The 13,505-nt window shown below is 36.1% G+C and carries 11 protein-coding genes; 9 read left to right on the top strand and 2 right to left on the bottom strand.

From position 1 onward, the window contains the following. Nucleotides 1-136: 136 nt before the first annotated feature. Together LUA90_RS18640 and LUA90_RS18645 are read right to left on the bottom strand one after the other, a co-directional pair. Nucleotides 137-3,412 (bottom strand): DUF559 domain-containing protein, encoded by a 3,276-nt coding sequence (locus LUA90_RS18640; RefSeq protein ID WP_231492108.1) that lies wholly within the window; start codon nucleotides 3,410-3,412, stop codon nucleotides 137-139. A gap of 268 nt (nucleotides 3,413-3,680) precedes the next feature. Further along, nucleotides 3,681-4,085, bottom strand: coding sequence for a hypothetical protein (locus LUA90_RS18645; protein ID WP_231492109.1), 405 nt, complete (start codon nucleotides 4,083-4,085; stop codon nucleotides 3,681-3,683). Nucleotides 4,086-4,287: 202 nt separating this feature from the next. Here LUA90_RS18645 and LUA90_RS18650 point away from each other — a divergent pair, with 202 nt between their 5' ends. The 9 genes from LUA90_RS18650 to LUA90_RS18690 all read left to right on the top strand — a co-directional run bounded on the left by LUA90_RS18650 (nucleotide 4,288) and on the right by LUA90_RS18690 (nucleotide 13,053). Further along, nucleotides 4,288-5,166 carry an ABC transporter permease gene (locus LUA90_RS18650; protein ID WP_231463473.1) on the top strand — a complete coding sequence of 293 codons (879 nt, stop codon included), beginning with the start codon at nucleotides 4,288-4,290 and terminating at the stop codon, nucleotides 5,164-5,166. Beyond that, nucleotides 5,166-5,393 (top strand): DUF3098 domain-containing protein, encoded by a 228-nt coding sequence (locus LUA90_RS18655; RefSeq protein ID WP_231492112.1) that lies wholly within the window; start codon nucleotides 5,166-5,168, stop codon nucleotides 5,391-5,393. Before LUA90_RS18650 ends, LUA90_RS18655 begins: the two co-directional genes overlap by 1 nt. An 82-nt stretch (nucleotides 5,394-5,475) precedes the next feature. Further along, nucleotides 5,476-6,270 carry an undecaprenyl-diphosphate phosphatase gene (locus LUA90_RS18660; protein ID WP_231492114.1) on the top strand — a complete coding sequence of 265 codons (795 nt, stop codon included), beginning with the start codon at nucleotides 5,476-5,478 and terminating at the stop codon, nucleotides 6,268-6,270. 26 nt (nucleotides 6,271-6,296) lie between these two features. Next, nucleotides 6,297-7,031, top strand: a complete 735-nt coding sequence (gene truB / locus LUA90_RS18665) for a tRNA pseudouridine(55) synthase TruB (protein ID WP_231492116.1) — start codon at nucleotides 6,297-6,299, stop codon at nucleotides 7,029-7,031. Beyond that, nucleotides 7,028-7,888: a YitT family protein gene (locus LUA90_RS18670; protein WP_231463481.1), complete on the top strand. Its 861-nt coding sequence runs from the start codon at nucleotides 7,028-7,030 to the stop codon at nucleotides 7,886-7,888. The genes truB and LUA90_RS18670 overlap by 4 nt, the downstream gene beginning before the upstream one ends. A 155-nt stretch (nucleotides 7,889-8,043) precedes the next feature. Next, nucleotides 8,044-9,135, top strand: a complete 1,092-nt coding sequence (locus tag LUA90_RS18675; RefSeq protein WP_231492119.1) for a bifunctional riboflavin kinase/FMN adenylyltransferase — start codon at nucleotides 8,044-8,046, stop codon at nucleotides 9,133-9,135. Between the two features lie 55 nt (nucleotides 9,136-9,190). Then, nucleotides 9,191-9,532 (top strand): hypothetical protein, encoded by a 342-nt coding sequence (locus tag LUA90_RS18680; RefSeq protein WP_231492121.1) that lies wholly within the window; start codon nucleotides 9,191-9,193, stop codon nucleotides 9,530-9,532. A 98-nt stretch (nucleotides 9,533-9,630) separates the two neighbouring features. After that, nucleotides 9,631-11,847: a cation:proton antiporter gene (locus LUA90_RS18685; protein ID WP_231463486.1), complete on the top strand. Its 2,217-nt coding sequence runs from the start codon at nucleotides 9,631-9,633 to the stop codon at nucleotides 11,845-11,847. A 171-nt stretch (nucleotides 11,848-12,018) separates the two neighbouring features. Further along, nucleotides 12,019-13,053: a DUF2157 domain-containing protein gene (locus LUA90_RS18690; RefSeq protein WP_231492124.1), complete on the top strand. Its 1,035-nt coding sequence runs from the start codon at nucleotides 12,019-12,021 to the stop codon at nucleotides 13,051-13,053. The last annotated feature ends 452 nt before the right edge of the window (nucleotides 13,054-13,505 follow it).

A 13,505-nucleotide genomic window follows, 5' to 3' on the forward strand; every position in this document is an offset into this window, starting at 1 on the left:
AGATTGCTTCGGGCCTCGCAATGACGATAGCCTTAACAGAAAAACCCCGAATTGATTTATTCAACTCGGGGTTTCTTTTTAAAAAAATCGCTAGAAAGCTTTTCGCTTTAGTCTTTAACCTTTTAGCTTAAAAAACTTAAACAACCACATTAATAATCTTTCCTTTTACAAAAATGATTTTCTTTGGTGCTTTGCCATCTAAGAATTTCTGAAATTGCTCGTTAGCCAGTAAAATAGTTTCCACTTCTGGCTGTGCCAATGTCAAACTTAAATTTAAATTCATTTTCATTTTACCATTAACGGAAACCGGATAAGCAAATTCATCTTCAACCAAATGTTCAGGGTTGAAAGTTGGAAATGCTGTGTATGACAAACTTCCAGCTTCGTTGCCTAGTTGTATCCAAAGTTCTTCGCAGATGTGAGGTGCGTATGGAGATAAAATTACCACCATATCTTGAAGAATAGAACGTTTGTTGCATTTCAAATCTGTTAGCTCGTTTACAGCAATCATAAAGCTTGATACAGAAGTATTGAAAGAGAAACGCTCAATATCGTCCTGAACTTTTTTAATGATTTTATGCAATGATTTCAGCTCTGCTTTTGTCGGCTCTGCATCTGTAACGGTAAATTCCCATGCTTCATTGTGGAATAATCTCCAGAACTTACGCAAGAATTTAAACACACCTTCTATACCATTTGTATTCCAAGGTTTACTTTGCTCCAGCGGACCTAAAAACATCTCGTACATACGTAAAGTATCGGCTCCGTAACGCTCAATCAAATCATCAGGATTAACCACATTGAATTTTGATTTAGACATTTTTTCTACTTCAACACCGCAAACGTAATCAGAAGCCCCCTCCCGGCCTCCCCCAGATGGGGAGGAGATTGAACCGTCCTCTAAAATAAGAATGGCATCTTTATACTCTGGTCTCCAAGCTCTGAATTTTTGAATGTTTAATTTATCGTTTTCAACTATGTTAACATCAACATGTAGTGCTGAAGTTTTATATTCTTTTCTTAATCCGGCAGATACATAAGTATTTGTTGGCCTGCCATCTTCGTCATTAATTCTGTAAACAAAATTACTTCTGCCCTGAATCATCCCCTGATTAATCAATTTTTTGAAAGGCTCTTCTTCTTTAGTATAACCTAAATCTTTCAAAAATTTGTTCCAGAAACGGCTGTACAATAAGTGACCGGTTGCATGCTCCGAACCACCGATGTATAAATCAACATCTTTCCAATATTCAATAGCTTCTTTTGAAGCAAAATCACTGTTGTTGTTAGCATCCATATAGCGATACCAATACCAGCTACTACCTGCCCAACCCGGCATGGTGCTTAACTCGTAAGAATATCCAGCCCCACCTAAATCCTCCCCGGTAGGGAGGACTTTTGTATCATCCATTGTGGCAAGTTTCTGCTTAATTTGAGCAACAACCCCATCCGGGTTTCCAATAACTTCTTCATTTGTAAATCTAATTACCTCATAATTATAAAGAGCCAACACTTCAGTTCTTTGTGCATCTTCTTCAATAACGACATTATGATAACCGCCATCAACTTCGACAACTAATCCTTTTTTTAGCGAAATAAAATCAACAATATATTTATCTACAGGATGTTGACGTCTGAATTTAACTCCAGTTTGGTTATCTCTTAAAAGTTGCCATAAAATACTTTCAGCCTCAGTTGGCTCTGAGCGATGCGACTTTGCATTTTCTTTTAAACTTGTGTAAATCGCTGGATCTGCTTTCGCACGGTAAGCGTCTTTCAGCTCCCTCCCCTCTGGGGAGGGTTGGGGTGGGGCACCATATCGCCATCCTTCTGCTCTCGCTAAAGGTGGTTCTCCAGTTTCTGTAGGTAAATATTTATCAATTTCTGGCAAGATTAAAGGCAATTCTTCCTCTTGCAATAAATATGGCAAACCATCTTTAAAGTAAACCGGAATTGGCTCACCCCAATAACGTTGGCGGCCAAAAATTGCATCGCGTTGGCGGAAATTAACCTTAGCCTTGCCTGCATTTTTTTCTTCTAACCAGTTATTTAAAAAGGGAACAGCTTCTTTATAAGTTAATCCATTAATAAAACCAGAGTTTATATATTTCCCTTCTTTAGTTGGGTCGGCTTGTATTTCAATATCTTGCTGAGCATCTAAAATTTGAACAATTGGCAAATTAAAATGCGTTGCAAATAACCAATCGCGTTGGTCGCCACTTGGCACACCCATAACCGCACCTGTTCCATAACCCGCAAGCACGTAATCTGCAATCCACAAAGGCACGCGTTCATCGTTAACCGGGTTAATTACATAAGTACCGGTAAAAGCTCCAGAAACCGTTTTTGTATCCGCCATGCGGTCTAATTCCGATTTCTTTTTAGTTTGAGCAATATAATGTTCGATATCTTGTTTTTGCGCTGACGTAGTTAGCTCAGCAACCCATTCGTGCTCTGGCGCTAAAACTAAATATGAAACACCAAAAATTGTATCAACACGTGTTGTGAAAACCTCAATTTGTTTGTCATTTCCTTCAACTTTAAACTTAACAGATGCCCCTACGCTTTTCCCAATCCAGTTACGTTGCATTTCTTTTATTGGTTCAGGCCAGTCTATGGTATCCAAACCTTGCAAAAGTCTATCAGAGTAAGCTGTAATCCTCATGCTCCACTGCATCATTTTCTTTTGCTCAACCGGAAAACCACCACGTTCAGAGAAACCATCTTTCACCTCGTCATTTGCTAAAACCGTTCCCAAAGCCGGGCACCAGTTAACGGTACTTTCTCTAAGGTAAGTCATGCGGTATTTTAACAATTCAACTTGCTTTTCTTCTTCAGTAAAAGTTGCCCAATCGCTTGGCAAAAATGATTTTACATCCTCATCGCAAACTGCTTTTACATCGGCTGTGCCTGATGAATTAAATTTTTCTATGAGCGTTGAAATATTTTCTGCCTTATCTGTTTCGATGTTATACCAAGAATTAAACAATTGCATAAAAATCCACTGAGTCCATTTATAATACGATGGTTCACTGGTGCGAACTTCTCTGCTCCAATCAAAAGAAAAACCAATTTGGTCTAACTGTCGACGATAAGTTGCAATGTTTGCTTCGGTTGTAATTGCCGGGTGCTGACCAGTTTGAATAGCATATTGTTCTGCTGGTAAGCCAAACGAATCGTAACCCATCGGGTGCAAAACATTAAAGCCTTTAAGGCGTTTGTATCTCGAAAAAATATCTGATGCAATGTAACCTAGCGGATGACCAACGTGTAAACCTGCTCCAGATGGATAAGGAAACATATCTAACACGTAATATTTTGGTTTTTCAGAATTAGTTTCGGCTTTAAATGTTTGATTATCGGCCCAAAATTTCTGCCACTTCTGTTCTATTTCTTTGAATTGGTAATCCATTGCAAGTTTTAAATTTTTGAAGTGGCGAAATTACGGAAATTAAGGGGTTTAGTGAAACATAATTTTAGCTACCATTTTGCCATGGAACACAGATTTTAGTGGAAAATAACAACAAATTTCCATATCACTCCCTCATTGCTAGGCACGAAGCAATCTATTTTACAAAAGATTGCTTCGTACCTAGCAATGACGAAAAGTGGACAAAAAAAATGCGCCACTGATTAAATTAACCAATGGCGCAAGCAAATAATCGGGAGATTAAGATTTTCTATCGTGATAAATAATATACTTTAACAATATTAGTTTTATCAATTTTAGCGGTAAACTGCAATTGATTTGTGGTTATAACAGATGTTGTGCAATAAGATATTCCCTCAGGAAAAGACATTGTAAAATCATTGCCCAGAGAACCAGTATAAGAACCTATTGTTCTCTGATTATTTAAACTTAATTCAACCTGGTCATCATCATTCGATTTAAAATCCATGTAATCATTAATTGTATAATTGAAAGTTCCGTTGAGTGCAGTGTTAGTATTTCCACTCACTTCCATTTTATTAACGGTCCATTTTCCAATAATACGGGCCTTTAAAGAACTATCGTCTTTTTTACAAGAAAATATTGTAGTTGCTGTTAAAACAAACAGGCAAAATATGGTAAATTGTTTTTTCATCTGGGTTTGATTAAGTTTTAGTTCCATTTAATAACGCCCAATTACCAAATTTCGTACCGCTTTTAAAAAAAGGGCTTAACAACTGCATGATGAAACTATCTAAATTATGGCTTTAGGCAGAACGCTGTTATTCATTTAAAGGCCGATTAATTGGAGTTTATCAGGTATAATTTATATTTTCGCAAAAAACAAATTTAAATACATGGAAGAATTCGAAGTAAGCGACGCATCTAAGAAAACCAAAACCATATACATTTCTACAATATTTAGTATTGCGTTGGTTTTGTTAATGCTTGGGCTTCTTGGCTTGGTACTTGTACATGCAAAAAACCTTTCAAACTACGTTAAAGAGAACATTGTTTTAAATATTATTGTTGATGAAGGTGCAAAAGAAGCGGACGTTTTAGCTTTTCAGAAAGACTTAAATTCAGACCCTGCCGTTAAGCAAACGCAATATGTAAACAAAGAATTAGCGGCCAGAAATTTAACTCAGGATTTAGGAGAAGATTTTGTTAACTTTTTAGGCTACAACCCTTTAACATCAACTTTTGATGTTTACTTAAAAGCAGAATCTGCAAACAATAAAAGTATTGAAGCTTTAAAAGCCAAGATTTCTAAAAATCCGGTAGTAAAAGAAGTTGTTTACCAAAGTTCTTTAATTGATATGGTAAATAAAAACATTAATACCATTGGCTTAGTAATTTTAGCATTTGCGGTAATTCTTCTGGTAATTGCTATTGCCTTAATTAACAACACTATCCGATTGGCAATTTACTCGCAACGCTTTTTAATTAAAAGTATGCAGCTGGTTGGTGCAACTAAAAATTTTATCAGACGTCCTTTTATATTATTTGCCTTTTTACATGGATTAATCGCTGCGTTTATTGCAATCATTATCCTTTTGGCAACTTTAATTTATGCCCGCAAAGAGGTGCCCGAAATTATAATCCTTAACAATTACAAAGAATTTGGAATTGTATTCGTTGGTTTAATAATTATTGGTTTCTTTATAACAGGCATAAGCACCTGGTTTGCAGTTAGCAAATATTTACGTTTAAAATCTTATAATTTATATAGATAATGGCACAGAAAAAATCAGCATCTACTCAACAAGAAGCAAAAAGCGAATTGGTTTTTACTAAAAAAAATTACCAGTTATTATTAATCAGCATTGCAATTGTAGTTGTAGGTTTCATTTTAATGATGGGCACAACCGGCGATATTTATGATTTCCGCAGAACTTTATTAGCGCCATTAGTTGTGCTTTTTGGTTTCGCTTTTGGTATTTATGCCATCTTAAAAAAATAATTTTCATCCCTTTGGATAAATTTGAAAACGCTTAATATTCAATTAAGCGTGTTCTTTCATACAAAACTTCCCGATTACGAACATGAATTCTTTCGAAGCCATTATCCTTGCAATTATTGAAGGATTAACTGAATTTTTACCAGTTTCGAGCACTGGCCACATGATTATTGGCTCATCTTTTATGGGAATAGCCAGCGACCCATTTGTAAAGCTATTTACCGTAGCCATTCAATTGGGTGCTATTTTATCTGTTGTGGTTTTATACTTCAAAAGATTTTTTAAATCCATAAACTTCTATTTTAAACTTTTAGTCGCATTTATACCCGCGGCTATTTTTGGCTTATTATTAAGCGATAAAATTGATGAACTATTGGAAAGCCCTTTAGCAGTTGGCATTTCATTATTAATTGGCGGTATTATATTATTATTTGTCGATAAATGGTTTAACAATCCAACTATCCACGAGGAAGAAGAAGTAACTTATTTAACGGCGCTAAAAATTGGTTTCTTTCAATGTATCGCAATGATTCCTGGCGTTTCTCGTTCCGGAGCTACAATAGTTGGCGGTATGAGTCAGAAATTAAGCCGAAAAGTTGCAGCAGAATTTTCCTTCTTTTTAGCAGTTCCTACCATGTTTGCGGCTACTGCCAAAAAATTATACGATTTTTATAAAGAAGGAAATACCATCACACACGAGCAAACAAATCTGTTGATTATTGGCAACGTAGTGGCCTTTATTGTAGCACTTTTGGCTATCAAAAGTTTTATCGGTTTCCTTAATAAACATGGCTTTAAGGTTTTTGGATGGTATAGAATTATTGCAGGATTAATAATTATCGCCCTACTGCTTAGCGGCCGCACACTACAAATAATTTAATCTGTATCTTTGCGAAAAAAAGATTTGTGAGTACAGAAAATTCAAAATTTAAAGATTTTAACTTCGCCGAAGGCGAATTGTTGCTAATTAATAAGCCTTACAAGTGGACATCCTTTGATGTAGTTGGCAAAATTCGTAATTCTTTAAAACCATTAAAATTAAAAGTTGGTCATGCCGGCACATTAGATCCGCTTGCAACTGGCTTATTAATTATTTGTACGGGTAAGCTTACCAAACAGATAGATACCTTTCAGGCAGAAGAAAAGGAATACACCGGAACGTTAATTTTAGGCGCCACTACTCCATCTTTTGATATGGAAACTGAAGTTGATGAAACTTTCGACATCAGCCAGATAACCAACGAGCAAATCTATTCGGCTACAACACAATTTACCGGAGATATTGAACAATATCCACCTGCACATTCGGCTGTAAAAATAAACGGAGAGCGTTTATACGTTAAAGCTCGCCTGGGCGAAGAAGTAGAATTACGTAAACGTTTTGTAACCGTTCCTGCATTCGAAATTACACGAATCGAACTTCCTGAAGTAGATTTCAGAATCGTTTGCAGCAAAGGCACTTATATACGTTCTTTAGTTTCTGATTTTGGAAAAGCACTAAATAGTGGTGCGTATCTTTCAAAATTAACCAGAACCCGCAGTGGCAATTTCCTCCTTTCAAATTCTTTTGAGGTTAACGAGCTTGTTAATTATATTCGTAGTAAAAAGGAAGAGGCAAAACCCGCTACAGAAGAAGCATGAATAATCTAAAAAACAAAAACGCCAGATTTATAAAAGAAGTGCTACTCATTGCCGCTGGTGTTACATCGGCATGTTTCGGCTTAAAAAGCTTTTTAATGCCTAGTCATTTTATAGATGGCGGCGTAACCGGTATTTCCCTTTTATTAAGAACGCTTACCGATTGGGATTTATCCTACCTTATTGTCATCATCAATATTCCTTTTGTTATTTTAGGCTATAAACAAATAGGTAAAGCCTTTGCAATTAAAACTGCAATTGCCATCACAGCCCTTTCCATCTCTTTAATTGTTCTACCATTTCAACCCATCACACACGATAAATTACTAATTGCCTTTTTCGGCGGATTATTTTTAGGTGGCGGTATTGGTTTGGCTATGCGTGGCGGCTGTGTTATTGATGGCACCGAAGTTTTAGCCCTTACCATTAGCAAAAACAGCATTTTAACTGTGGGTAATATTGTGCTCATCCTTAACATTATCATTTTTGCATTTGCCGCCTATTTCTTAAATATCGAAACCGCACTATACGCCATATTAACTTATCTCTCTGCATCAAATACAATTGATTTTATTGTAAATGGAATTGAGCAATATACAGGCGTAACCATCATTTCAGATAAGCAAGATGCCATTAAAGCTTACATAATTGCCGATATGAAACGTGGTGTAACCATTTATAAAGGCTCTGGTGGTTATGCCGAAAACAATAACATCGATATCATTTTTACTGTTGTTACAAAATTAGAAATGAGCAAATTACAAACAGCCGTTAGGCAAATCGACCCCGATGCATTTGTAATTCAGCACCAAATTGCAGATATTAAAGGCGGTGTAGTTAAACGCCATGCTTTACATTAATTAAAAATTTTGGGCATGCCCCCAAGCTTCGCAAGGGGTCGGGCTGTACGCTAAATCTTTTTTGTTTCTGCCATCCTTAGTTTATCGAAGGAGAAACAAAAAAGTATACCGCTTCCATCCCTCATGCAAAAACCCAAACCATAAAAAAATCATCATTGAAAATATATAATAACCTTTCAGAATTCACTAAACTAGCTAACGCCATTGTTACCATTGGTACATTTGATGGTGTTCATTTCGGGCATCAAAAAATCATTAAACAACTGGTGGCAAAAGCCAAAGCAGATGGCGGGGAGAGCGTAATTCTTACTTTTTTCCCTCATCCAAGAATGATTATCGATCCTGAAAACCAGGATTTGAAGATGATTAACACCATAAATGAAAAGGCAGAGATTTTGAAAAGTTTAGGCGTCGATCATTTAATTATTACGCCATTTACCCGCGATTTTTCTAATCAAACGCCAGAAGATTATATCCAAAATACTTTGGTTAATAACATCGGCACAAAGCACATTATTATTGGTTACGATCATCGTTTTGGAAAAGATAGAAACGGAAATTTAACCGATTTAAAGGCAGCAGGATTGCATTTTGGCTTTACGGTTGAAGAAATTGCAGAGCAAGATATACATGATGTTGCAGTAAGTTCTACTAAAATTCGTCAGGCACTTTTAGCAGGCGATGTAAGTTTAGCTAAAGATTATTTAGGTTATGCATTTTCTATTTTCGGACGTGTAATTAAAGGCGATAAAATTGGCAGAACAATAGGTTTTCCAACGGCTAACATTTTCGTAGAAGAAACCTACAAACTTATTCCCGGCGATGGTATTTACGCTGTAACTGTCGAAATGAATCCAGAAAGTGAAAAGTCAAAAGTGGAAAGTGATGAGTTCAAAGTGGAAAGTAGAGAGTTCAAAGATAAAAGTGAAAAGTTGAAAGTGGAGAGTAGAGAGTTCAAAGAGCAAACTTCAAAGGAGCACCCAACACCTTCAACTTTAAACCCTCAACCTTCAACTTTTAAAGGTATGGCTTACATCGGGCAACGCCCAACCATAAACGGCATGACAAGAAATATTGAGGTAAACATCTTCGATTTTAACCGCGAAATATATGGTCAGGATATTAAAATGAATTTCTTAAAATTCTTACGCCACGATGTAAAATTTACCGGTTTAGAAGCACTAACAATACAGCTACAAAAAGATAAAGAAGCTACCTTAGCCTTTTTCAAATCAATCTCAAATTAGCTAGTTACAGCATTTTTCTTTCAAAAAAAGCCTCATTTTCGTTATATTAGCGGCAATGAGGCTTTTTACTTTCCTTTTATTCGTTTTAATTTTTGGTGCTATTGCAGGTTTTGCATCGCAAAAAAAAACTGAGCGTAAGTTTAAGTCGTCTTCTTTTACAGTTAAAAAAATCACTACTGTAAATAATCAAAGTAGTGATACCGGCACACTCCAAAAAGACTTTATTACTACATCACAAGCATATAAAGTTAGTAATCCATTATCGGCTTTATTACTATTAATTGCATTTCTTCAGCTCACTTTTAAAATAAAAATTATTAAAATATTCTTTAATAAATTAGAGCTACATTTTCGATGTTTATTTAAAATATTGTATCCAAAACACGTTTTCTGGTAAATTAATTATCATGCTCCGTTTAATGGCAAATAGAATTGCATATCGCAAAACCTACAGCCGAATTTAAAATTTTTAATTTTTAAACATTTTAGAATAAAATGATTCATTTACCAGATTTAATTGCCGATTTAGGATTAATACTTGCTGCAGCAGGAATAACAACTTTGTTATTTAAAAAAATAAAACAACCACTCGTTCTCGGTTACATATTAGCCGGCTTATTGGTTGGTCCACATTTTAGTTTCTTACCAACCGTAACCGACCAAAAAAGCATTACCATTTGGGCAGAGATTGGTGTAATATTTCTCCTTTTCAGTTTAGGTTTAGAATTCAGTTTCAAAAAATTAGTTAAAGTTGGTGGTTCTTCGTCTATTACAGCAATAGTCGAAGTCATATTCATGCTCCTAATAGGCTATGCTGCAGGCTCGCTAATGGGTTGGAGCACAATGGACAGCATATTTCTAGGAGGTATTTTATCTGTATCTTCTACCACAATCATCATCAGGGCTTTTGAAGAGCTTGGCGTTAAACATAAAAAGTTTGCCGGCCTGGTTTTTGGCGTACTTATCGTAGAAGATTTAGTAGCCATTTTATTATTGGTACTCCTTTCAACATTGGCTGTAAGCCAGCAATTTGCAGGTACAGAAATGTTAATTTCTATATTAAAACTTGCATTTTTCCTGATTCTATGGTTTTTAGGTGGCATTTTTCTTATCCCTACATTTTTAAAGGCAACCCGAAAATTGATGAATGATGAAACCATGCTCATCGTTTCTCTGGCATTATGTTTAGTAATGGTTTTACTTGCCGTAAAGGTTGGTTTTTCACCGGCACTTGGGGCGTTTATAATGGGTTCAATTTTAGCAGAAACTACACAAGCCGAAAAAATAGAGCATTTAACAAAATCGGTTAAAGATTTATTTGCAGCAATATTTTTTGTTTCCGTTGGGATGTTAATTGACCCGAAAGTATTAGTCGATTATGCCATACCAATTATTGTGGTAACATTGGCTACAGTATTAGGCAAATTAATCAGTTCATCTTTGGGTGCATTATTATCTGGCCAGCCTTTAAAAACATCGGTGCAGGCAGGAATGAGTTTGGCTCAAATTGGTGAGTTTTCTTTTATCATCGCAACATTAGGCTTAACACTAAAAGTTACGAGCGAATTTCTTTACCCAATCGCTGTAGCGGCATCGGCAATTACAACATTTACAACTCCATATTTGATAAAATCATCAGAAAGTTTTTATAACTTTTTAAATCGGGTTCTACCTAAAAAATGGTTGGATGGAATTGAAAGGTACAGTTCAAGTACCGCCGGAATTACGGCCTTAAGCGATTGGAAAATCCTGTTACGTTCTTACATTTTCAATACCATAATTCACTCTGTAATAATAATCGCGGTTATTTTTCTTACTGCTAGGTATTTGCAGCCTTTTATGGTTAAAAACATAACTAATGGGCTAACCTCTATAGTAATTAGTGTTGTATTATCTTTCATATTAATGTCGCCGTTTTTATGGGCATTATCCATCCGTAGGATTCAAAAAACGGCTTATTCTCACCTTTGGTTGAACAAAAAATATACCCGAGGACCATTAATCGCGATTGAATTTTTCAGAATTGCATTAGGGATATTCTTTGTTGGCTTTTTAATGTACGAGTTTTTTGATACCTGGGTTGCAGCGCTAATTGCTTTGGCTTTGATAGTTTTGGGGATGGTTATTTTTTCCAGAAGGCTACAATCGTTTTACGATAAATTGGAGCGTCGTTTCATGAAAAATTTAAACGCAAGAGAAAATCAAAAACCAGATATATTACCTTGGGATACCCATTTAACCGAATTAAAGGTTTCGCCAGAATCGGAAGTGGTTGGCAAAACCCTAACCGAATTAATGATAAGAGAAAAGTTTGGAGTAAACATTGCCATGATAGAGCGTGGAAGAAACACAATTCCTACGCCTGGGCGTGATGAGCGACTTTATCCAAATGATAAACTTTTACTTATTGGTGCCGATGACCAATTGGCCATGGTAAAAGCTATTTTAGAAGTAAATACACCAGAAATTGAAGCTGAAAATAGCTTCCCCGATAAGGAAATGACGCTGCAAAAAGTTGTGGTAAATAGCGAATCTCCGGTTTATGGTTTAAGTATCCGCAATGCGGGCATAAGAGAAAAAGCGCAGGCACTTATTGTTGGTATTGAGCGTGGAGCAGAAAGAATCCTTAATCCTTCTTCTGATTTCGTTTTTGATACCGGCGACGTAATCTGGATTGTAGGTAATAATAAGAAGATAAAGGAAGTGATTTAAGAATGTAGTGCGTTTTTAATCAGGATTAAGAGGTTGGAAGTTGAAAGTTCACATTTATTGGTACCTAGTCTTCAAACATCAGTCATCAAACTTTGAACTTTAGACTTTGGACTTTGGACTTTAAACTTTAGACTTCGTACTAATTTTATATCTTCGTTTACAACCTAACTTATGAAAGTAGACAAAGAGAAAAGTGAATTTCTGGATGATATGATAGACCAATGGGAAACTGATGGTTTAATAAATGAGGAAACTGGCAAAAAGCTTAGAAAAAGTTACGAAGCTAAAAATTTCGATTGGTTACGTTTGGCTCAATATGCATTCTGGATAGCGCTAGCCTGCGGCTTTATTGCCCTTGGCTCTTTACTTATCGATAATTCTATTCTTGATTACCTTAAAAGGGTTTATGATACGCCAAATATTGTTATTGCAATTATTTCAGGCGGCATAGCGGCTTGGTTATATATTTTAGGTTTTAGAAGAAAAAAGAACTTACCTAATTTAAAATTTAGCAATGAGGCAATCGTATTTTCAGCCATATTGTTTACAGCAAATGCGATAGCTTATTTCGGCAAAGCTTTAGATAATGGTTCTGGCAATTTTACCGTCTTAATTCTAATTTCTGTATTTATTTATGGTGCTTTGGGTTATATTTTTAAATCAAGATTAATCTGGGTTTTTGCACTTATATCGCTCGGCGCATGGTTTGGCACAGAAACAGGTTATTTGAGCCGCTGGAATTATTATTTCTTCGGGATGAATTATCCACTACGCTTTGTAGTTTTCGGTGCGGTTTTAACTGCTGCTTCTTTTATAATGAAAGCGAATGCTAAAACCCAGCACTTTTTTCAGGTTACATACATCGCCGGCATGGTTTATCTCTTTGTTTCGCTTTGGGCATTATCTGTTTTCGGGAACTTCGCAAGCCTGGAAGAATGGTATAAAGTCCGCCAGTTGAGTTTGTTTTATTGGGCTTTAATTTCTGCTGCCGTTTGTTTGGCAAGTACATTTTATGGCCTTAAATATAGAGAACATATTGCCCGTGAGTTCGGTATCACTTTCCTGTTCATAAACCTTTACACCCGCTATTTCGAATATTTTTGGGATAGCTGGCACAAAGCGCTTTTCTTTTCGGTTTTGGCTGCTTCTTTTTGGCTGATAGGCAGAAAAGCCGAAAAAATCTGGAATGTAGAATTTTTAAAGTAGCAGTTGACTAAGGATTCAAAAACAGGTTTGTAATAACGACTGCTCATTGCACCACGTCATTGCGAGGCACAGTTTATACCGACTATTCTGGAAGCAATCTTACAACGTTGGGTTTATTAAACGCTTTAAGATTGCTTCGTGCCTCGCAATGACGGGAAAATCTATAAATGATTTGGAGCGCAATGGCTGTATTTCATAGGCTAAAACAGCCCGCCAATACTGCAATCTTTTGGTTATAGTTTGTGCAATTTAAACATTTCCGCAACCAAAAGGATTTCCGTTATGTCGGGGCTATTAAACTTAAAACAGTTCCAAAATTAAAGGTTTAAATGCACAACCTTTGTACCTAAACCCGACACAAACGAGCATGGAGCGCAGCGGAATGAAGTGCCTGCCTACCGCAGGCAGGTTTGGCGGGACTGAAAGCCGCCATTAAAACTGAGCTTTCATTT

It is taken from the genome of Pedobacter sp. Leaf170 (assembly GCF_920984665.1).
Taxonomy (GTDB): domain Bacteria; phylum Bacteroidota; class Bacteroidia; order Sphingobacteriales; family Sphingobacteriaceae; genus Pedobacter.

Excerpts from the sequence above, each read along its gene's own strand:
- LUA90_RS18640 (WP_231492108.1), bottom strand. The coding sequence starts at position 3,412 with ATGGATTACCAATTCAAAGAAATAGAACAGAAGTGGCAGAAATTTTGG.
- LUA90_RS18645 (WP_231492109.1), bottom strand. The coding sequence starts at position 4,085 with ATGAAAAAACAATTTACCATATTTTGCCTGTTTGTTTTAACAGCAACT.
- LUA90_RS18650 (WP_231463473.1), top strand. The coding sequence starts at position 4,288 with ATGGAAGAATTCGAAGTAAGCGACGCATCTAAGAAAACCAAAACCATA.
- LUA90_RS18655 (WP_231492112.1), top strand. The coding sequence starts at position 5,166 with ATGGCACAGAAAAAATCAGCATCTACTCAACAAGAAGCAAAAAGCGAA.
- LUA90_RS18660 (WP_231492114.1), top strand. The coding sequence starts at position 5,476 with ATGAATTCTTTCGAAGCCATTATCCTTGCAATTATTGAAGGATTAACT.
- LUA90_RS18670 (WP_231463481.1), top strand. The coding sequence starts at position 7,028 with ATGAATAATCTAAAAAACAAAAACGCCAGATTTATAAAAGAAGTGCTA.
- LUA90_RS18680 (WP_231492121.1), top strand. The coding sequence starts at position 9,191 with ATGAGGCTTTTTACTTTCCTTTTATTCGTTTTAATTTTTGGTGCTATT.
- LUA90_RS18685 (WP_231463486.1), top strand. The coding sequence starts at position 9,631 with ATGATTCATTTACCAGATTTAATTGCCGATTTAGGATTAATACTTGCT.
- LUA90_RS18690 (WP_231492124.1), top strand. The coding sequence starts at position 12,019 with ATGAAAGTAGACAAAGAGAAAAGTGAATTTCTGGATGATATGATAGAC.